Origin of the sequence: Burkholderia sp. R-40, assembly GCF_049942845.1 — a bacterium.
GTDB lineage: Bacteria > Pseudomonadota > Gammaproteobacteria > Burkholderiales > Burkholderiaceae > Burkholderia > Burkholderia ambifaria.
This window is the reverse complement of sequence record NZ_CP187967.1, coordinates 2,073,938-2,094,012: the sequence shown is the minus strand read 5'-3', so window position 1 is coordinate 2,094,012 and position 20,075 is coordinate 2,073,938. Positions and strand designations below refer to the sequence as shown.

At 68.1% G+C, this 20,075-nt stretch carries 21 protein-coding genes; 12 read left to right on the top strand and 9 right to left on the bottom strand.

The window, feature by feature from the left end; translation table 11 throughout:
• Positions 1–39: 39 nt before the first annotated feature.
• Positions 40–999 carry an alpha/beta hydrolase gene (locus ACP26O_RS09675; protein WP_175664841.1) on the top strand — a complete coding sequence of 320 codons (960 nt, stop codon included), beginning with the start codon at positions 40–42 and terminating at the stop codon, positions 997–999.
• Between the two features lie 34 nt (positions 1,000–1,033).
• Positions 1,034–1,474, top strand: coding sequence for a GNAT family N-acetyltransferase (locus tag ACP26O_RS09670; RefSeq protein ID WP_138847577.1), 441 nt, complete (start codon positions 1,034–1,036; stop codon positions 1,472–1,474).
• A gap of 43 nt (positions 1,475–1,517) precedes the next feature.
• Here the strand turns inward: ACP26O_RS09670 and ACP26O_RS09665 are convergent, their stop codons facing one another.
• Together ACP26O_RS09665 and ACP26O_RS09660 are read right to left on the bottom strand one after the other, a co-directional pair.
• The gene (locus tag ACP26O_RS09665; RefSeq protein WP_011657087.1) at positions 1,518–2,363 is read right to left on the bottom strand and encodes an NRDE family protein; all 846 of its coding nucleotides are present in this window, start codon (positions 2,361–2,363) and stop codon (positions 1,518–1,520) included.
• A gap of 75 nt (positions 2,364–2,438) precedes the next feature.
• A complete protein-coding gene (locus ACP26O_RS09660; protein ID WP_175664840.1) occupies positions 2,439–3,473 on the bottom strand; it encodes a YgfZ/GcvT domain-containing protein in 1,035 nt (344 codons plus the stop codon).
• A gap of 77 nt (positions 3,474–3,550) precedes the next feature.
• On the opposite strand from ACP26O_RS09660, the gene mltG reads away from it, so the two are divergent.
• The 9 genes from mltG (at position 3,551) to ACP26O_RS09615 (ending at position 12,099) form a co-directional block, all read left to right on the top strand.
• Complete coding sequence (gene mltG, locus ACP26O_RS09655) at positions 3,551–4,570, top strand: endolytic transglycosylase MltG (protein WP_175664839.1); 1,020 nt, start codon at positions 3,551–3,553, stop codon at positions 4,568–4,570.
• Positions 4,570–5,190, top strand: coding sequence for a dTMP kinase (tmk, locus tag ACP26O_RS09650; protein WP_175664838.1), 621 nt, complete (start codon positions 4,570–4,572; stop codon positions 5,188–5,190). The genes mltG and tmk overlap by 1 nt, the downstream gene beginning before the upstream one ends.
• A gap of 18 nt (positions 5,191–5,208) precedes the next feature.
• A complete protein-coding gene (locus tag ACP26O_RS09645) occupies positions 5,209–6,237 on the top strand; it encodes a DNA polymerase III subunit delta' (RefSeq protein WP_105834086.1) in 1,029 nt (342 codons plus the stop codon).
• 79 nt (positions 6,238–6,316) lie between these two features.
• Positions 6,317–7,099: a TatD family hydrolase gene (locus tag ACP26O_RS09640; protein WP_138847580.1), complete on the top strand. Its 783-nt coding sequence runs from the start codon at positions 6,317–6,319 to the stop codon at positions 7,097–7,099.
• Positions 7,100–7,139: 40 nt separating this feature from the next.
• Positions 7,140–7,850 carry an ankyrin repeat domain-containing protein gene (locus tag ACP26O_RS09635; RefSeq protein WP_175664837.1) on the top strand — a complete coding sequence of 237 codons (711 nt, stop codon included), beginning with the start codon at positions 7,140–7,142 and terminating at the stop codon, positions 7,848–7,850.
• Between the two features lie 119 nt (positions 7,851–7,969).
• Entirely contained in the window at positions 7,970–8,326 is a 357-nt protein-coding gene (locus ACP26O_RS09630; RefSeq protein WP_006755340.1) for a Rap1a/Tai family immunity protein, read from the top strand.
• A gap of 96 nt (positions 8,327–8,422) precedes the next feature.
• Complete coding sequence (locus tag ACP26O_RS09625; protein ID WP_006755342.1) at positions 8,423–9,595, top strand: mechanosensitive ion channel family protein; 1,173 nt, start codon at positions 8,423–8,425, stop codon at positions 9,593–9,595.
• A 22-nt stretch (positions 9,596–9,617) separates the two neighbouring features.
• A complete protein-coding gene (locus tag ACP26O_RS09620; RefSeq protein WP_175664836.1) occupies positions 9,618–10,793 on the top strand; it encodes an AAA family ATPase in 1,176 nt (391 codons plus the stop codon).
• Between the two features lie 241 nt (positions 10,794–11,034).
• Positions 11,035–12,099, top strand: coding sequence for a glycosyltransferase family 4 protein (locus ACP26O_RS09615; RefSeq protein WP_175664835.1), 1,065 nt, complete (start codon positions 11,035–11,037; stop codon positions 12,097–12,099).
• A 96-nt stretch (positions 12,100–12,195) separates the two neighbouring features.
• On the opposite strand, the gene ACP26O_RS09610 is transcribed toward ACP26O_RS09615, so the two are convergent.
• The 3 genes from ACP26O_RS09610 to ACP26O_RS09600 all read right to left on the bottom strand — a co-directional run bounded on the left by ACP26O_RS09610 (position 12,196) and on the right by ACP26O_RS09600 (position 14,091).
• Positions 12,196–12,783 (bottom strand): BPSL1445 family SYLF domain-containing lipoprotein, encoded by a 588-nt coding sequence (locus ACP26O_RS09610; protein ID WP_011657078.1) that lies wholly within the window; start codon positions 12,781–12,783, stop codon positions 12,196–12,198.
• 239 nt (positions 12,784–13,022) lie between these two features.
• Positions 13,023–13,481: a hypothetical protein gene (locus ACP26O_RS09605; protein WP_126228018.1), complete on the bottom strand. Its 459-nt coding sequence runs from the start codon at positions 13,479–13,481 to the stop codon at positions 13,023–13,025.
• A gap of 319 nt (positions 13,482–13,800) precedes the next feature.
• Positions 13,801–14,091: a PsiF family protein gene (locus ACP26O_RS09600; RefSeq protein WP_006755058.1), complete on the bottom strand. Its 291-nt coding sequence runs from the start codon at positions 14,089–14,091 to the stop codon at positions 13,801–13,803.
• 274 nt (positions 14,092–14,365) lie between these two features.
• On the opposite strand from ACP26O_RS09600, the gene ACP26O_RS09595 reads away from it, so the two are divergent.
• Positions 14,366–15,388, top strand: coding sequence for an asparaginase (locus ACP26O_RS09595; RefSeq protein ID WP_175664834.1), 1,023 nt, complete (start codon positions 14,366–14,368; stop codon positions 15,386–15,388).
• A 90-nt stretch (positions 15,389–15,478) separates the two neighbouring features.
• Here ACP26O_RS09595 and lysM read toward each other — a convergent pair whose 3' ends face one another.
• The 4 genes from lysM to gcl form a co-directional block, all read right to left on the bottom strand.
• Positions 15,479–15,949 (bottom strand): peptidoglycan-binding protein LysM, encoded by a 471-nt coding sequence (lysM, locus tag ACP26O_RS09590; RefSeq protein ID WP_006755060.1) that lies wholly within the window; start codon positions 15,947–15,949, stop codon positions 15,479–15,481.
• Between the two features lie 478 nt (positions 15,950–16,427).
• A complete protein-coding gene (locus tag ACP26O_RS09585; RefSeq protein WP_165751549.1) occupies positions 16,428–17,321 on the bottom strand; it encodes a 2-hydroxy-3-oxopropionate reductase in 894 nt (297 codons plus the stop codon).
• 53 nt (positions 17,322–17,374) lie between these two features.
• Positions 17,375–18,184, bottom strand: coding sequence for a hydroxypyruvate isomerase (hyi, locus tag ACP26O_RS09580; protein WP_175664833.1), 810 nt, complete (start codon positions 18,182–18,184; stop codon positions 17,375–17,377).
• A 44-nt stretch (positions 18,185–18,228) separates the two neighbouring features.
• Positions 18,229–20,004, bottom strand: coding sequence for a glyoxylate carboligase (gene gcl / locus ACP26O_RS09575; RefSeq protein WP_126228012.1), 1,776 nt, complete (start codon positions 20,002–20,004; stop codon positions 18,229–18,231).
• Positions 20,005–20,075: the final 71 nt, after the last annotated feature.

Here is a 20,075-nt window from a genome sequence, read left to right as displayed (position 1 = left end):
GCTTGTCCGTTCACGGCGCCGCACGCGCCGTCCTCACCGATGCCGCTGAATCCGAAGATCGCCCAAGTGCTCGACATGGTCGAGCGCGCGAAACGTCCGTCCTATCACCACCAGACGCCGCAGCAGGCGCGCGCCGCGTACGAGAAGAGCGCGCCCATCCTCGACGTCGCACCCGCGCCGATGCATTCGGTCGAGGCCTGCGTGGTGCCGACGCGCGACGGTCGCGCGATCGGCGCGCGGCTGTACCTGCCGGTCGAGCCGAGCCTCGCCGAACCGCTGCCGGCGCTGGTCTATTACCACGGCGGCGGCTTCACGGTCGGCAGCGTCGACACGCACGACGCGCTGTGCCGGATGTTCGCGCGCGACGCGCAGTGCGCGGTGCTGTCGGTCGACTACCGGCTCGCGCCCGAACACCGGTTCCCGACCGCGGTGAACGACGCGGACGACGCATTGCGCTGGCTGCATCGCGAGGCCGCCGCATTCGGCATCGACGCGACGCGGCTCGCGCTCGGCGGCGACAGCGCGGGCGGCACGCTCGCGACAGTCTGCGCGGTGCTTGCGCGCGACGCGGGCATCGACCTTGCGCTGCAGATGCTGATCTATCCGGGCGTGACGGGCTACCAGGACACCGGATCGCACGCGCGGCTCGCGAACGGCTACCTGCTGACGCAGGACACGATCCAGTGGTTCTTCACGCAATACGTGCGCGATCGGTCCGATCGCGACGACTGGCGGTTCGCGCCGCTCGACGGCAAGCGCGGTGCGCCGTCGTTCGCCGGCGTCGCACCGGCCTGGATCGCGACGGCCGAATACGATCCGCTGCACGACGAGGGCGCCGCGTATGCGGACAAGCTGCGGGCGGCCGGCAATTCCGTCACGCTGGTCTGCTATCCGGGGATGATCCACGAGTTCTTCAAGATGGGCGGCTACGTACCGGAGGTGCGGGCCGCGCATGCCGACGCGGTGGCGGCGCTCAAGGCGGCATTCGACGACGTTTGACGGCGGCGGCGCTCGACGCCGCGCGGAGGAAGCGATGACCGACGACTGGGTGGAAACGGGCGACTGGACGGTGCTGGGCGGCGATGCCGCCCGCATTCGCGATGCGGTGTTCGTGCGCGAGCAGCGGATTCCGCCGGAATGGGAGCTCGACGACGAGGATCCGCTGTCGCTGCATGCGGTTGCCTACCGGGTCGATGCGGCGACCGGCACCCGCCGCGCGGTCGGGACCGGACGGCTGCTGCGCTCCGGCACGATCGGTCGCGTCGCGGTGCTGGCCGACGCGCGCGGGCAGGGTGCCGGATCGGCCGTGCTGCACGCGCTGCTGGACGCGGCGCGGCATCGCGGCGAACCGGTCGTGCGGCTCTACGCGCAGGATGCCGCGGTCGCGTTCTACGTACGGCACGGTTTCACGGCGATCGGCGACCGGTTCGTCGAAGTGGGCGTGCCGCACGTCGAGATGGCGCGCGCGCCCTAGGGCCTGTTATTCGTATGAACAGGCCCGGGCCGCTCGCACAGGCTCAGCGCGGCTGCGTCGCGTCGATGTCGAACGTGAACGCGCGCTCGAACGTGCCGGGTCGAACGGTCCGGTGCGAGCCGTCGTCGTCGCAGCGTTCCTTGATGTCGACCGTCAATCGCACGCCTTCCTTCATCGTCACGCGCAGCGCGGTCGTGCCGCGCGTACCGTATTCGGGCGTCTCGATGAACGCGGCCGACAGCGCACGCTCGCGCTCGATCGGAATGCCGGTGTGCGGCAGCGCGTCGTCGTCCGCGACGCGCGGATCGCGCATCAGCTCGATCAGTTCGTCGAGCGACGGGGTCGGATTGTCGGTGAGCAGCGTGCCGAGTTCCGCACGCTTGCGCACGATTTTCGGCCAGGGCGTATCGAGCCGCGCGTTCGACAGCGCATGCACGCCGGCGCTGACCGCGACCGGCGGCGCGACAGCGGTTTCGCCTTCGGCCGCGCGGTTGCAGAACCACGCGAGTTCGCGCCGCTTCCAGTCGCCGACCAGCAGGTTGAAGCCGTTGTACACGGCCGAGTGCTCGGCCAGCGCGCCGAGATAATCGAGCGGCGCGACCGGCGGGCCGCCGAGGAAGTCGGACACGAGCTTGCCGCGGGTTGGTGCGCCCGCGCGAATGTCGAACGGCGCGCGGTAATTGGTCAGCGCCGCGAAGCGGCCGTCGCGGGACACGCCGAGCCACGTGCCGCCCGCTTCGAGATCGCGGCCGGCCAGCACACCCGGCACGTCCTCCCACCACGACAGCGGCGCACTCGTACGGCGAAAGAATTCGTCGCGATTGGCGATGAGGGTAAAGACAGGACCGGCGGCGGCATCAGGCTGCCAGTCGAAGGCAATCAGACACATCGGGCGAATCTCTCGCAGGAAACATCGCGCGCCGGCCGCTACGTGCGAACCGGCGTGCAATAGGTTGTCAGTGCGTCACGCTTCCGTCGGCCATGCGTACGGTAGCGCGTCGAACGCGAGCGTCGGTCCGTCGGCCGCACCGAGGTGCACCGTGCCGCTGTCGAGCGCGGCCAGCTTGATCTCGACGAGTGCGTCGACGCCGCCCGCTGGTGCGGCGGCCGCATTGACGATCATTCCGCACGGCTGGCCCGGGTCGTCGCTGTGGAACAGCTCGACGCCGGCATGCACGGTGTCGGTCTCGCCGGCGACGTGCGCGAGCGCGGTGCGGCGCTTGATCGTGCCGCGGTACTGGCTGCGCGCGACGACTTCCTGGCCCGGGTAGCATCCCTTCCTGAAGTTAACGGCGCCGATCACGTCGAAGTTGACCATTTGCGGGACGAACTGTTCGACGGCCGGCTGCGTGATGCGCGGCTCGCCCGCGCGCACGTCGAGCCAGTCCCATACGGCCGGCGACACGACCGGCAGCTTGCCGCCGAGCGCGGCGAGGCGCGCGTCGACTTCCGCGCGCGGCCCGATCCACAGATAGCGCTTGCGGCCTGCCGCGTCCGGCACGCGGATCAGCGCCCCGGCCGGGCCGTCGACCTTCACGTGCACGCCGTCCGGCAGCGCGTCGAAGATGCCCGACAGCGCATCGCGCACGTCGCCCGCGAAGCCGACCACCGCGAGCGTGTCGCTCGCGTCCGTCAGTTTCGCCTTCGAGCGCAGCACGAACATGGACAAGCGTTTCTGAACGGCGGCCTGGACGTCCTTCGAGACCAGCAGCTGCACGCCGTGACCGGCGCGCCAGGCGAGGAACGACGCGAGCAGGCGGCCTTTCGCCGAGCAGTAGCCGGACAGGCGCGCACTCGCGGCATCGAGATGCTCGATGTCGTTGGTGAGCTGGCTGTGCAGGAACGTCGCGGCGTCGTCGCCGGCCACGTCGATCACGCCGAACTGCGGGAGCGGCATGCAGGCGCCCGGCGCGTCGAAATCGGCAGCGGACGGGCGGGGGAAAACGGGGAGCGAGGCAGTTGCGGCCTGGGCAGCCGGTGAAGCGAACGGTGTGCTCATGGAATGAGGGAACAGTCAACCCTGACTTTGACGGAGGCGAGCAAGTATTATATGGGTCTTACCTGAGTCACGTTTCCATGTCCCTACTGAAGAAATGCGCCGCGACGGTCGTGGCGCTGGCCGTCGTTGTGGCCGCTGCCGGCGCGGGCGGCGGATATTACTGGGCGACCCGGCCGCTGTTGCTGGGCTCGGCGTCGCTCGACGTCACGATCAAGCCGCGCAGCAGCGTGAAGAGCGTCGCGCTGCAGCTCAAGCGCGGCGGCGTGCCGGTCGAGCCGCTCGGCTTCGTCGCGATGACGCGCGTGCTCGGGCTGTCGAGCCGGCTCAAGTCCGGCAACTACGAATTCAAGACCGGCATCACGCCGTACGACGTCCTGCAGAAGATCGCGCGCGGCGACGTGAACGAGTACGTCGCGACCGTGATCGAGGGCTGGACCTTCAAGCGGATGCGCGCGGAGCTCGACGGCAATCCCGATCTCGCGCACGCAACGGCCGGCATGAGCGACGCCGAGCTGCTGCGCGCGATCGGGGCGCCGGACGCCGCGATCCAGCGCGGCAGCGGCGAGGGGCTGTTCTTCCCCGACACCTACCTGTTCGACAAGGGCACGAGCGACCTGAACATCTACCGGCGCGCGTACCACCTGATGCAGACGCGTCTCGACGAAGCATGGGCCGCGCGCGCGCCGGGGCTGCCGTACAAGACGCCTTACGAAGCGCTGACGATCGCGTCGATCGTCGAAAAGGAAACGGGCCACGCGGCTGACCGCACGTTCGTCGCCGCGGTGTTCGCGAACCGGCTGCGCATCGGGATGCCGCTGCAGACCGATCCGTCGGTGATCTACGGCCTCGGCGACGCGTACGACGGCCGCCTGCGCAAGCGCGACCTGCAGGCCGACACTCCTTACAATACCTATACGCGCCGCGGGCTGCCGCCGACGCCGATCGCCCTGCCGGGCGTCGCCTCGCTGCAGGCGGCGATTAATCCGGCCCAGACGGGCGCGCTCTATTTCGTTGCGAAGGGCGACGGCACGAGCGTGTTCTCGGATACGCTCGGCGATCACAACAAGGCCGTGGACAAGTACATACGAGGTCAATAATGGCGAGCGGTAAATTCATCACGTTCGAAGGCATCGACGGGGCGGGGAAGACCACCCACCTGCAATGGTTCTGCGAACGACTCCAGGCGAAGCTGGCCGCGGGCGGCCGGCAGGTCGTCGTCACCCGCGAGCCGGGCGGCACGCAGCTCGGCGAGAAGCTGCGCGAGATCCTGCTGAACCAGCCGATGGATCTGGAGACCGAAGCACTGCTGATGTTCGCGGCCCGGCGCGAGCACCTCGCGCTCGTGATCGAGCCCGCGCTCGCGCGCGGCGACTGGGTCGTGTCCGATCGCTTCACCGACGCGACGTTCGCGTACCAGGGCGGCGGCCGCGGGTTGCCGCGCGACAAGCTCGAGACGCTCGAGCGCTGGGTGCAGGGCGGCTTCCAGCCCGACCTGACGGTGCTGTTCGACGTCGCGCCGCAGGTGGCGAGCGAGCGCCGCGGCGCCGTGCGCATGCCCGACAAGTTCGAAAGCGAGTCGGACGCGTTTTTCTCGCGCACCCGCGGCGAATACCTGCGGCGCGCGGAAGAGGCGCCGCACCGCTTCGCGATCGTCGACGCGACGCAGTCGATTCCCGAGATCCACCAGCAGCTCGAACGCGTGCTCGCCGCGCTGTAACCCGAAGGAACGCACCACATGATCTATCCGTGGCAGACCGACGACTGGAACCGCCTGCAGCAACTGCGCCCGCAATGGCCGCATGCGCTGCTGCTGCACGGCCAGGCCGGAATCGGCAAGCTGCAGTTCGCGCAGCATCTCGCGCAGGGCTTCCTGTGCGAAGCGCCGCAGCCGAACGGCGAGCCTTGCGGCAGCTGCGCGGCCTGCACGTGGTTCGCGCAGGGCAACCATCCGGACTACCGGATCGTGCTGCCCGAGGTGCTCGCGGGCGAAGCGCCGGGCGCGGTCGACGACGCGAAGCCGGCCGACGCCGATGAGGGCGGCAAGAAGACGCGCGCGCCGAGCAAGGAGATCAAGATCGAGCAGGTGCGGGCGTTGCTCGATTTCTGCGGGGTCGGTTCGCACCGCGGCGGTGCGCGCGTGGTCGTGCTGTATCCGGCCGAGGCGCTGAACGTCGCCGCGTCGAACGCGCTGCTGAAGACACTCGAGGAGCCGCCGTCGGGCGTCGTGTTCCTGCTGGTGTCGGCGCGCATCGACCGGCTGCTGCCGACCATCATCAGCCGCTGCCGGCAGTGGCCGATGACCGTGCCGGCACCCGACGCGGCCGCCGCATGGCTAGAGGCGCGCGGCGTCGACGACGCGCGTGCGCTACTCGCCGAAGCGGGCGGCGCGCCGCTCGCCGCATTGGCGCTCGCGAGCGACGAGAACCGCCCGCTGCGCGATTTCACGCTCGGCCAGCTCGCGGCCGGCGCCGCGTGCGATCCGTTCGCGTGCGGCGAGACGCTGCAGAAGCTGCCGGTGCCGCTGGTGCTCGGCTGGCTGCAGCGCTGGCTGTACGATCTGCTCGCGCAGCGCATGGCGGGCGCGCCGCGCTACTTCCCGATGCAGGCGGCCGCGCTCGCGCGTTGCGCGGAGGCGGTCGACGCGAACGCGTTCGCGCGCTTCATGAAGGCCGTGACGCGCCAGCGGACGGTCGAGAACCATCCGCTCAACGCCCGGCTCGTATTCGAGGAACTGTTTCTCGGTTATCGGGAAATGTTCGCGTGAGCGCGGATTGCTTCCTGCGGGTGGGGAAACGATTGCCGGCGAGCGCGTGAGCGCCCGTCTTACGTATTCAGGAAACACGATGTTCGTCGATTCTCACTGCCACATCAATTTCAAGGGTCTCGCCGACCGCCTGCCGGCCGTGCTGGAGAACATGCGCGAGCACGACGTCACGCACGCGCTGTGCGTGTCGGTCGACTTCGAGACGCTGCCCGACGTGCTCGCGATCGCGCAGGCGCACGACAACGTCTATGCGTCGGTCGGCGTGCATCCCGATCACGAGGACGCACGCGAGCCGACGCTCGCGGAACTGATCGAGCTGGCCGCGCACCCGAAGGTCGTCGCGATCGGCGAGACGGGCCTCGACTACTACCGCCTCGAAGGCCGCTCGATCGCCGACATGGAATGGCAGCGCGAACGCTTTCGCACGCATATCCGCGCGGCGACCGCGACGATGAAGCCGCTGATCATCCATACGCGCGCGTCGTCGGAGGACACGCTGCGGATCATGGCCGAGGAGCGCGCGGACGTGCCGGGCGGCGTGATGCACTGCTTCACCGAGCCGTGGCCCGTCGCCGAGCAGGCGCTCGCGCAGAACTTCCATATCTCGCTGTCGGGCATCGTCACGTTCAAGAACGCGACCGACGTGCAGGACGTCGCGCGGCGCGTGCCGCTCGAGCGGCTGCTGATCGAAACCGACTCGCCGTACCTCGCGCCGGTGCCGTATCGCGGCAAGCCGAATGAACCTGCGTACGTCAGCCATGTCGGACGTTTTATCGCATCCGAGCGCGGGATCGCCGTCGAGGCGCTGGCCGATGCGACCACGCAGAACTTTTTCCGGCTGTTCAAGATCGCCCGCTCATGACGCGCGGCCAGCCGACAACCCAGGGAAGGAGCCCACAACAATGATGAAGCCGACCACATACCTGCCCAAGCGCGCCCTCGTCACCGCCGCACTCGTCGCGAGCGGCCTGTTTGCCGTCGCCGGCGCGCATGCCGAGTCGCTCGACGCGATCGTCAAGGCGGTCAAGTTCGACGACATCGACGACATCGGCAAGCAGCTGAAGAGCGGCAAGCTCGATCCGAACACGCTCGCGCCGAACGGCGACCCGATCCTCGTGATCGCCGCGCGCGAGAAATCCGACAAGGTCGCCACCGCGATCGCGACGACGCCGAACGTCGACCTCGAGAAGGAAGACAAGGCCGGCGAGAACGCGCTGATGCTCGCATCGCTGAACGGTGATGTCGGCCTCGTCAAGCTGCTGATCGACAAGGGCGCGGAAGTCAGCAAGAAGGGCTGGGCGCCGCTGCACTACGCGGCCACCAACGGCCAGGACGCGGTCGTCAAGATCCTGCTCGACCACGATGCATATATCGACACGGCGTCGCCGAACGGCACGACGCCGCTGATGATGGCCGCGCGCGGCAACCATGCGACGACGGTCAATCTGCTGCTCGATCAGGGCGCCGATCCGCAGGTGAAGAACCAGCTCGGCATCACCGCGCTCGAGTTCGCGAAGCACTACAAGGCGCCGGACGCGATCGACATCCTGAGCAAGCGGACGGTGCGCGTCGGCGCATCGGCGCCGGCCGATGCCCAAAAGAGTGCAAAATGACGGTTTCGGCGCGGCGGCTAAGCGCCCGCCCGGCCGGAATCCGGCCGGCAGCGGGTGTGCGGCCGCCGCGCCGGTCAGTGCAGTGAGCGGCCTGGGGCCGCATTGACATAAGGAACACCATGTTGCGGGCTATGTTTTGTGCCGCGGCGTTTGCCGTGCCGTTGTCGGCGGCGGCTTTCACGGGCGCGGATCTCGACCGGCTGTGCGCGAAGACGGACGTCAAGTCGCGGGCGTCGTGCGCGGCCTACATCGAAGGCGCCGCCGATGGCGTCTACAACACCATCGACGCGATCGGCGGCACCACCGGGCCGCGCGTCGGGCAGTACTTCTGTCTGCCGCCCGACATCCGGGCGCAGCAGATGACCGACGCGGTGCGCAAGTACATCGCGGAGAACCCGAAGCTGGCCGACTACAACGCGAGCACCGCGGTGTCGCTCGGCCTCGGCAAGGCGTTCCCCTGCAGGGGCGGCAGTTGATCTGACGCCGGATCCGGGCGCGCATGCGGCCCGGACGTCGCCGACGCATCCAGGACGAGGCCGTCGCGCCTCATAACCGAAGCATCCCGGGCGCCGATGATTTCAATCGAGGAACTGCAGCGCATCGCCGATGCGCCGTTGCATTCATGGCTCGGCACGCTGATCGTGTCGGTCATCGTCGTGCTTGTCGTGTTGATCGTGCATCGTCTCGGCGCACGCATCGTCAAGCGCATCGCGCAGCCGTATCCGCTGATGAGCGTGATCCTGCGCTACATCGACAAACCGTCGCTCGTCACGCTCGCGCTGCTTGCGCTCGAGTTCGTGTGGCTCCAGGCGGACGAGAGCATGTCGTTCGTGCGCGGCATGCGCACCGCGGCCGCGGTCGGCTCGATCGTGTCGCTCACCTGGCTGCTGGTGCGGCTCGCGGCCGGCGTCGGCGACGCGATCATCCAGGCCCATCCGATGGATACGGCCGACAACCTCCACGCGCGGCGCGTCCACACGCAGGCCAAGGTGCTCGTGCGGACCGTCATGGTGCTGATCGTGATCATCGGCACGGGCGCCGCGTTGATGACGTTCCCGAACGTGCGCCAGATCGGCGCGAGCCTGCTGGCGTCGGCCGGCGTCGCGGGCCTGGTTGCCGGTATCGCCGCGCGGCCGGTGCTCGGCAACCTGATCGCCGGGCTGCAGATCGCGCTCACGCAGCCGATCCGGCTCGACGACGTCGTCGTGATCCAGGGCGAGTGGGGGCGCATCGAGGAAATCACCGGCTCGTTCGTGTCGGTGCGGCTGTGGGACCAGCGGCGCCTCGTCGTGCCGCTGCAGTGGATCATCGAGAATCCGTTCACGAACTGGACGCGCAGCAGCGCGGAAATCATCGGCACGGTGTACCTGTCGGTCGACTACCGTACGCCGCTCGCGCCGCTGCGCGAGGAGCTCGCGCGGCTGGTTCATGCGGCGCCCGAGTGGGACGGGCGCGTCCAGGTACTGCAGGTGACCGACGCGACCGAGCGCGCGATGCAGTTGCGCGCGCTCGTCAGCGCCGTCGATTCGTCGTCGTGCTGGGACCTGCGCTGCCGCGTGCGCGAAGGGTTGATCGCGTACCTGCAGGCGCGTTTTCCGCAATGCCTGCCGCGCAGCCGGATGGAGCTGTATCCGCACGATTCCGCGCCGGACGCGCCGAATCCCGTTCGTCCACATGCGCGCCAGCCCGCCGCCAGCACGGCGGCCAACACCGCCGCCGATCCGCAGGCCGTCGACGGCCGCTGAACGTGGCCCGCCCTCCGTCACCATGACCGCGCTGAACACGCTTGCCATCGCCAATTACCGCTCGCTGCGTGAGCTGATCGTGCCGCTCGCGGCGCTCAACGTCGTCACCGGGCCGAACGGCAGCGGCAAGTCGAGCGTGTACCGCGCGCTGCGCCTGCTCGCCGACACCGCGCAGGGCCGCGTGATCCCGTCGTTCGCGCGCGAGGGCGGATTGCCGTCGACGCTGTGGGCCGGCCCCGAGCGCTTCTCGCGCGCGATGCTGGCCGGCGACGAGCCGGTGACGGGCACGGTGCGCACGGGCCCCGTGAGCCTGAGGCTCGGCTTCGCGTGCGACGATTTCGGCTATGCGATCGATCTCGGCCTGCCGGTGCCGAGCCGTTCGCAGTTCGCGCTCGATCCGGTGGTCAAGCGCGAGTGCATCTGGGGCGGCGCGCTGCCGCGCCCGTCGACGCTGCTGGTCGACCGGCAGGGCGCACAGATCCGCACGCGCACCGCGTCGGGCGACTGGCGGACGATTCCGCAGCCGGTCGCGAGCTTCGACAGCATGATGACCGAGTTCGCCGATCCGACCGGTGCGCCGGAGATGATCGCGGTGCGCGAGCGGATCCGCTCGTGGCGCTTCTACGACCATTTCCGGACCGACGCACAGGCGCCGGCCCGGCAGTCGCATATCGGCACCCATACGCCGGTGCTGGCGGACGACGGTGCCGATCTGGCCGCCGCGCTGCAGACGATTCGCGAAATCGGCGACGGCGCGGCACTCGATGCGGCGATCGACGACGCGTTTCCCAGCGCGTCGGTCGAGATCGACAATCCGGGCGGACGCGGCCGCTTCGACGTGCTGATGCGCCAGCCCGGGCTGTTGCGGCCGCTCGCCGCCGCCGAACTGTCCGACGGCACGCTGCGCTACCTGCTGCTCGCGGCCGCGCTGCTGACGCCGCGGCCGCCGGCGCTGATGGTGCTGAACGAACCGGAGACGAGCCTGCATCCCGATCTGCTGCCGGCGCTCGGCCGCCTGATCGCGCAGGCCGCGCGGCGTTCGCAGGTGCTGGTCGTGTCGCATGCGGCGCGGCTCATCGCGACGCTCGAGCGCGAGGCCGGCTGCGAATCGCTGGTGCTCGACAAGCAGCTGGGCGCGACCGCGCTCGTCGATGCCGACACGCGCGACCTGCCGGCATGGAAGTGGCCGTCGCGTTGACCGGCACGGCGGCGTGCGTTCGAGAACGACCTGGCGCGCCGCGCGGAATGTATCCGGTCTGTAACAACACCCATAAAATGAAAGGCTGACGGTTCCCAGTACGGTGATCGCGAATAATAATGGGATATTCGGCTGGCGCCATGCCGGCCGGCGCCGCATGAAAGCGGGGCGGGGCGGGGCGCAAACCGCGCACACGCCCGCCGGCCGTGCGGCAACGGACAGGACACAGGAGACGTGGACCATGAGAATTGCCCAGATCGCCCCGCTGACCGAATCGGTGCCGCCGAAGCTGTACGGCGGCACGGAGCGCGTCGTGTCCTACATCACCGAGGCGCTCGTCGATCTCGGCCATGATGTGACGCTGTTCGCCAGCGGCGATTCGACGACCCGGGCGAAGCTCGAACCCGTGTGGCCGCGCGCGCTGCGGCTCGATTCGTCGATCCGCGACCGGGTTGCCCCGCACATGCTGCTGATGGAGACGGTCGCGCGCCGCGCGAAGGACTTCGACGTGCTCCATTTCCACATGGACTACTACTCGTTCTCGGTCTTCAACCGGCAGCAAACGCCGTACATGACGACACTGCACGGCCGGCTCGACCTGCCCGAGCAGCAGCCGGTGTTCGACACGTTCAACACGGCGCCCGTGATCTCGATTTCCAATTCGCAGCGCCAGCCGCTGCCGCAGGCGAAGTGGCTGACGACCGTCTACCACGGGCTGCCCGAGACGATGTACATGCCGCAGCCCGTCGAGCCGCGCTATCTGGCATTCCTGGGCCGCATCTCGCCGGAGAAGCGCGTCGACACGGCGATCCGGATCGCCGGCCAGTGCGGGCTGCCGATCCGGATCGCCGCGAAGATCGATGCGGCCGACGAGGAATACTTTGACCGCGAGATCAAGCCGCTTTTCGCGTTGCCGCACGTCGAATTCATCGGTGAGATCGCCGATCACCAGAAGGCCGAATTCCTGTCGGGCGCGCATGCGCTGCTGTTTCCGATCGACTGGCCGGAGCCGTTCGGGCTGGTGATGATCGAGGCGATGTCGTGCGGCACGCCGGTGATCGCATTCAATCGCGGCGCGGTGCCGGAAGTGATCGACGAGGGTGTGTCGGGTTTCATCGTCGAGGATGAAATCAGCGCGGTGGCCGCCGTGAACCGGCTGCACCTGCTGCCGCGCGCGCGCGTGCGGCAGCGCTTCGAGCAGCGCTTCACGTCGCGCCGGATGGCGCAGCAGTACGTCGACGTCTACCAGTCGCTGATTCGCGCGCAGAAGCGCTCGCGCTTCAAGGTGATCGACTCGACGACCTGACGCGCGACGCGCGCGGATAAAAAAACGGCGATGCCCGCAAGGACATCGCCGTTTGCGCATGGCCCGCGCACGCTGTGCACGGGCATGGCGTCAGCGTCAGATCTTGAGCTTCGTGACCTTCGTGCCGTTGATCGATACGTCGCCCATCAGGCCCGCGTTCGTGAGCACGATGACCTGGACCGGTGCGGTGGCCGTGTTGGAATCGACCGCGCCGTTCGCGCCCATCTTCACCAGTGCGACCGATGCGCCGGCGCCGGCTGCCCAGCCGTCCGAGCCGCGGAATTCGTCGAGCGCTTCCTGCGTCATGAATAGGAACACGATCGCCTTCGACTGCGCACCGGCCTGCAGGCCGACCGACAGCGACGACGTGTTGTAGTAGCCGACCGTGCTGCCGCCGACGCGCAGCGCGCCGTTGCCGGACTGGCCGCCGACGATCAGGCCGGCCTGCAGCACGTTCGGGAACACCAGCACGCCGCGCGACTTCGCGACGAGCTCACGCGAACCCTTGACCGTGGAATACATGCGCGACAGCGTGGCGTCGACGCTCGAGTCGATCGCTTGACGCTTCGACGCGTTGGTCGCGGCGTTGTCCGGCTTGTCCGGGGTGGTGGTGCAACCGGTGAGCGCGAGGCTACCGACGATGAGCGCAGCGGCAGCTTTCAGCACAAGATTCCGTTTTTGCATCGTTATTCTCCATCGGATGACGTTCGGAGTGAGTCTCGCTCAGGGAGCGGATCACGTCGGCAGTTATATCACAGTGGATTACAGCCTCTTTTCATTGCGATGTGAAAAAGCGTCAAATCGTCCGGGGATGTCGCGGCACGCCAACGGACGGCGCGGCGTGTGCGGCGACGCGTCGCGCGCCGGCGCGATGGCAGGCGGCTAGCGGGAAAGGAAAGGAGGGGCTGCGCGTCAATGCGTGATCAATGCGTGACGGGCGGCGCCGGCGGAGCGGGCGGCTTGATCGGCGGGCGGCGCAGCGCACGGCGGATCAGCGCGATCACGACCCCGCATGCGAACAGGAACGCGGCCGGCACGACCCAATAGCCGACGAACGCGTGCCACAGATAACCGGCAAGCGTATTGCGGCGCACCACGTATTCGTCGCGGGCCGCCTGCTGGCGCGCCGCGTTGGCGCTCAGCACGTCGGCCGGGCAGCCGGCCGCCCGTGCCGCGTCAGGATCCCCGTGGCACTTCGCGGCCGCGCCGGCGGCCTGTTGAGCCTCGGTGAGCTGCCAGGTGGTCAGCGCGAGCTCCAGATCGGCCTTGTTATACGCCATTTCCTCGCGGATCTCGCGCACGGCGACGATCGCGACGGGCACGGCCCAGAACACGATCACGATCAGCCAGCGGCGAAACCAGCGGTGTTGTCTCCATGCCATCCATGCCTCCGTTTGACGCGGCGTGCGCGTCCGGCTCGAGGGCGGCCCGATGGCGCTTCTTGTACTTGGGTGGGCCGCGTTGCAGCCATCATAGAAGAAATCGCGGCGAATTGCCGCACCATATGGCGGCATTCGCACGGCGCGCCCGGAAAGCGGGGCGGGAGGGCGGCGCAACGTATCGCGGCGTCGGCGTGGCGATGCCGCCGGACGGTGCGCCGGCGCATCGGGCGGCATCGCGCGCGTCGATGCGCGTGCAACGAAAACAAAAAAGCCGCGCCCGCCGAAGCGGTGCGCGGCATTCGTGCGGGAGCGCCGGAACTCAGGCGGCCGGCTGGCTGCTCAGGCAGCTCTTCATGAACGCCTTGCGGTCGTCGCCCTTCTTGCCGGTGGCTTGCGTGTTGCAGGCCTTCATCTTTTCCTGCTGCGTCATTGCCTTCGCGGGCTTGGTCGACAGGCAGTCCTTCATGAACGCCTTGCGTTCGTCGCCCGTCTTGCCGGCGGCCTGCGTGTTGCAGGCCTTCATCTTGTCCTGCTGGCTGTTCGCCGCGAAAGCGGGGGAAGCCAGCATGCCGCCGAGAAGCACTGCGGCTACGAGCGATTGAATTTTCATTTCGACACTCCCATGGGGTGAATTGCGCTTTATATCGACGCCGTCACGAAGCCCGGCGCAACGGGAACAGGGTCGCATCGCGCCGCGCGCTCCGATTATGGCTAATCAATGTGAAAACACCAAAACGGCATTCGTATAACGCGCCGGCCCGCGTAGCCGTTGACGATGCGTGCGCGCGCGGGTGATCGGGACAAACCATGACGCGGGTGCGTCGGCCCCGGCCGTACACGCGGATCCTGCCGGGTGCCGGCCGCGAGCCATTACAATCGCGGCCATGAATACTCCGAACTCCGCATCCCCTTCGTCGGCGGCGGCGCTGCCGCGCATCGCCGTACTCGCCACCGGCGGCACGATCGCCGGCGCCGCGCCGGACGCCGCCAGCACGGCCGGCTATCAGGCCGGCGCGCTCGGCGTCAATTTCCTGCTCGACGCGGTGCCGGCGCTCGCGTCGGTCGCGCGCATCGCCGCCGAGCAGGTCGCCAGCATCGACAGCAAGGATCTCGCGCTGCCGCTGTGGAATACGCTTGCCGCGCGCATCGACGCGCTGATGGCCGATCCGGCGATCGACGGCATCGTGATCACCCACGGTACCGACACGCTCGAGGAAACCGCGTACGCGCTGCATCTGGTCGTGACCGGCGACAAACCGGTCGTGCTGACGGCCGCGATGCGGCCGGCCACCGCGCTGTCGTCCGACGGCCCGCTGAATCTGCTGAACGCAGTGACGGTCGCCGCCCATCCGGCCGCGCGCGGGCAGGGCGTGCTGGTCGCGTTCAACAACCGGATTCACGGCGCGCGCGACGTCGTGAAGACGAGCACCTATGCGGTCGACGCATTCCAGTCGCCGGAACTGGGCGCGCTCGGCTGGGTGCAGGACGGCCGCGTGGAATTCGCGCGCCGCGTGACGCGTGCGCGCGATGCGCAACTGGCGATCGCCGCGGCGTGGCCGCCGGTCGAAATCGTCGCGAGCTATGCGGGCGTGACGCGCACGGCCGTCGATGCGCTCGTCGCGGCCGGCGTGCGCGGCCTCGTCGTCGCGGGCACCGGCAACGGGTCGATCCATGCGACGCTGCAGGCGGCGCTCGTCGATGCGGTGAACGCCGGTGTCGCGGTGGTGCGCGCGTCGCGGGTCGGCTCGGGGCACGTGATGCGCAACGGCGCGGCGAATGACGATGCGCTCGGTTTCGTGAGCGCCGGGTCGCTGAGCCCGTTCAAGGCACGCGTGCTGCTGATGCTGGCGCTCGCGAACGGCATTCAAGGGCGCGACGCGCTGCAACGCGCATTCGACACGCTGTGACCGTTCGCCGCCGAGCGGGCGGCGCGCGGCGCGCATGAAAAAAAGGCAGGCCAATGGCCTGCCTTTTTTGCGTCAGTGCTAGGCGATTGCTCAGGACTGCGGCGGAATCACGAGCTTCTGGCCCGGATAGATCCGGTCCGGGCTCGACAGCATCGGCTTGTTCGCCTCGAAGATCGCCGGGTACTTGTTCGCGTCGCCGTACACTTCCTTCGCGATTGCCGACAGCGTATCGCCCGGCTTTACGTCATGGTACTGAACTTCCTGATCGTCCGGCTGCAGATCGTCGTCGTTGACGCCCGCGACGCCTTGCACGTTGCCGGCCGCGACCTTGACCTTCGCCTTCGTGTCGAGATCGGCGACGCTGCCCGACAGCGTGACGGTGCGCGACGCGCCGTCGAACGCGACGGTCAGATTCGACGTATCGAGACCCTGCGTGCTGATGTAGTTCTTGATTGCATCGGCCGCGGTCTGGTTCGCCGCATTCGGATCTTCCGCTGCTTGCGCGTCAGCGTGACCCAGCAGTTTTTCACCCGCCTCTTTAATAAACGAAAGAAGACCCATCGCTGCACTCCCTAGGTGGTTGAAAAGAAAACGCGCCGTGAAGTGGCGAAAAAAACACCGCGCTGAGCGCACTCACCGGAGTGAGCGCCAGGCGCGGCGGATTTCTCGAAAGGCGTGGCGAAAGTGTAGGCGTTCATCGCGACGATTGCATGAAAAATCGCATGCCTGAACGTAAAGAAATGTAATACGCGAAATCCGACAGGCGGACACCCGACGACGACGTCTGACCGACCAAGGCTTCCCCGGCGTCGCCGGGTGCCGCTGCGGACCCCACCACGCCGCTCTCAGCCCAGAGCGGCGTTTTTCGCCCCATCGCGCACGCGCTTTGCGATGCGCGGCGGGGCGCCCCACCGTGATGCGCGCGTGTTCGCGCACCGATACGACCGGCCGCGGCCGGATCGCGAGTATGCGTCGCGCTGCGCCCACGCGCGTTCGCCGTTGCAGCGAAACGCGCGCCGCTGCATCCGCTGCATCCGCGTTACGCGGCCGGCGTCTGGCCGATTTCGAAGTTCGACATGATCTCGAGCGCACGCACGAGTGCCGAGTGATCCCATGCCTTGCCGCCGTGGGACGCACACACGCTGAACAGTTGCTGCGCGCTCGCCGTGTGCGGCAGCGCGAGGCCGAGCTTGCGTGCGCCGTCGAGCGCGAGGTTCAGGTCCTTCTGGTGCAGCTCGATGCGAAAGCCCGGATCGAACGTGCGCTTCGTCATGCGCGCGCCGTGCACTTCGAGGATCCGCGACGCGGCGAAGCCGCCCATCAGCGCCTGGCGCACGCGCTCCGGATCGGCGCCCGAGCGCGCGGCGAACAGCAGCGCTTCGCCGACCGCCTCGATGTTCAGCGCGACGATGATCTGGTTCGCGACCTTGCAGGTCTGGCCCGCGCCGTTGTCGCCGACGAGCGTGATGTTCTTGCCCATTTTCTCGAACAGCGGCTTCGCGCGCTCGAAGGCCTGCTCCGGGCCGCCGACCATGATCGTGAGCGTCGCTTCGCGGGCGCCGACTTCGCCGCCGGACACCGGCGCGTCGAGGTAGTCGCAGCCGAGCGCGTTGATCTGCTTCGCGAATTGCTGCGTGTCGAGCGGCGAGATCGAGCTCATGTCGATCACGAGCTTGCCGGCCGTCAGGCCCTTCGCGACGCCGTCGTCGGCGAACAGTACGTTACGCACGTCGGGCGTATCCGGCACCATCGAGATGATGATGTCCGCGTTCCGCGCGACTTCGGTCGAGTTCGCGACGACCTTCGCGCTCGCGCGCAGGTCGTCCGGCACCGGGAACGCACCGTTCACGACGAGCTGATGATCGCCCTTGAGCAGGTTGCGCGCCATGTGCGCGCCCATGATGCCGAGGCCGATGAAACCGATGGTTGCCATGTGAAAGTCTCCTATAGGGGCGTGGGTTTGGAAGTCCGCGGGAAGGGCGGATCTCAGGCGGCGCGACGCGCCGAGCCCGGTGCGCAGCCGGCGACGCTTTGCAGCCAGCCGAGGCCTTCCGTCGTAGTGGTGCGGGGCTTGTATTCGCAGCCGACGTAGCCGGCATAGCCGAGCCGGTCGAGCAGCGCGAACAGGAACGCGTAATTGATCTCGCCCGTGCCCGGCTCGTTGCGGCCCGGGTTGTCCGCGAGCTGGACGTGGCCGATCGACGCGAGGTTGCGTTCGATCGTCGCGGCCAGTTCGCCTTCCATGCGCTGCATGTGATAGATGTCGTACTGCAGGAACAGGTTGTCCGAGCCGACCGCGCGGATCACGTCGAGCCCTTCGGACGAGCGGTTCAGCGCGAAGCCCGGGATGTCGAAGCTGTTGCACGGCTCGACCAGCAGGCGGATGCCTTCGCGCTTGAGCGCGTCGGCGGCGAAGCGCAGGTTGTCGACGATCGTGACGAAGGTCTTGTCGCGCGCCGTGCTCGCCGACGGGATGCCGACCAGGCAGTTCAGCTGCGGCACCTTCAGCGCCTTCGCGTACTCGATCGCACGGCCGACCCCTTCCTGGAATTCACCGACGCGATCGGGCAGGCACGCGATGCCGCGCTCGCCCTGGTCCCAGTTACCGGCGGGCAGGTTGTGCAGCACGAGGCGCAGGCGGTGCGTCTCGAGCCGCTCGGCGAGTCCCTCTTTCGCGTACGGATACGGGAACAGGAATTCGACGGCGTCGAAGCCCGCGTCCGCGGCCGCCTTGAAGCGGTCGAGGAACGGCACTTCGTTGAACAGCATGGTCAGGTTTGCAGCAAACTTCGGCATGAGCTAAGCCTCTTCGGTCGGTCAGTCAAAAAATGGCGTGCGGATCAGTCGAGCATCGAGATCGCGGTCGGCGCGTGCTCGGCCTTCTCGGCGAGTTCCTCGAACTCGTTGATCGCATCGATTTCGGTGCCCATCGAAATGTTCGTCACGCGCTCGAGGATCACTTCGACGACCACCGGCACGCTGAACTCCTGTGCGAGCGCCTGCGCCTGCTTCAGCGCCGGCTCGATCTCTTCCGGCTTGGACACGCGCAGCGCCTTGCAGCCGAGGCCTTCGGCGACCGCCACGTGATCGACGCCATAGCCGTTCAGCTCCGGGGCGTTGACGTTGTCGAACGCGAGCTGCACGCAGTAGTCCATGTCGAATGCGCGCTGGGCCTGGCGGATCAGGCCGAGGTACGAGTTGTTCACCACCACGTGCACGTACGGCAGCTTGAATTGCGCGCCGGCGGCCAGCTCCTCGATCATGAACTGGAAGTCGTAGTCGCCGGACAGCGCGACGATCGGGCGGGTCGGATCGGCCGCACGCACGCCGAGCGCGGCGGGGATCGTCCAGCCGAGCGGGCCGGCCTGGCCGCAGTTGATCCAGTTGCGTGCCTTGAACACGTGCAGGAACTGCGCGGCGGCGATCTGCGACAGGCCGATCGTGCTGACGTAGCACGTATCGCGGCCGAACACCTTGTTCATTTCTTCATACACGCGCTGCGGCTTGACCGGCACGTTGTCGAAGTGGGTCTTGCGCTGCAGCGTGCGCTTGCGCGCCTGGCACTCGGACACCCACGCGCTGCGGTCCTTCAGCTTGCCGGCGGCCTTCCATTCCTGCGCCACCGCGACGAACAGCTCGAGCGCGGCCTTCGCGTCGGACACGATGCCGAGATCCGGGCCGAACACGCGGCCGATCTGGGTCGGCTCGATGTCGACGTGCACGAACTTGCGGCCCTTCGTATAAACCTCGACGCTGCCGGTGTGGCGGTTCGCCCAGCGGTTGCCGATGCCGAGCACGAAGTCGGACGCGAGCATCGTCGCATTGCCGTAGCGGTGCGACGTCTGCAGGCCGACCATGCCGGCCATCAGCGGGTGGTCGTCGGGAATCGCGCCCCACGACATCAGCGTCGGGATCACCGGCACGCCGATCGTTTCGGCGAACTGGACGAGCAGGTCTTCGGCTGCCGCGTTGAGCACGCCGCCGCCCGACACGATCAGCGGCTTGTCCGCGTCGTTGAGCATCGCGAGCGCCTTCTCGATCTGCGCGCGGCTCGCCGCGGGCTTGTAGACCGGCAGCGGTTCATACGTGTCGATGTCGAATTCGATTTCGGCGAGCTGCACGTCGATCGGCAGGTCGACTAGCACCGGGCCCGGCCGGCCCGAGCGCATCAGGTGGAACGCCTGCTGGAACACGCGCGGCACCAGCGCAGGTTCGCGCACGGTGACGGCCCACTTGGTGACGGGCTTCGCGATCGACTCGATGTCGACGGCCTGGAAGTCTTCCTTGTACAGGCGTGCACGCGGTGCCTGGCCCGTGATCGCGAGGATCGGAATCGAGTCGGCCGATGCGGAGTACAGGCCGGTGATCATGTCGGTGCCGGCGGGGCCCGACGTGCCGATGCACACGCCGATGTTGCCGGGCGCGGCACGCGTGAAGCCTTCGGCCATGTGCGACGCGCCTTCGACGTGGCGGGCCAGCACGTGGCTGATGCCGCCCGACTGGCGCATCGCGGAATAGAACGGGTTGATCGCTGCGCCCGGCACGCCGAACGCGGTCTGGATGCCTTCCTTCTCGAGCACGAGTACGGCTGCGTCGACGGCTCTCATCTTGGCCATGCATGTCTCCTTGAATGTGTGGATCTTGCGAATCGGTCTGTTGGGAACACTTTAGGGACGCAGGAAAGGTT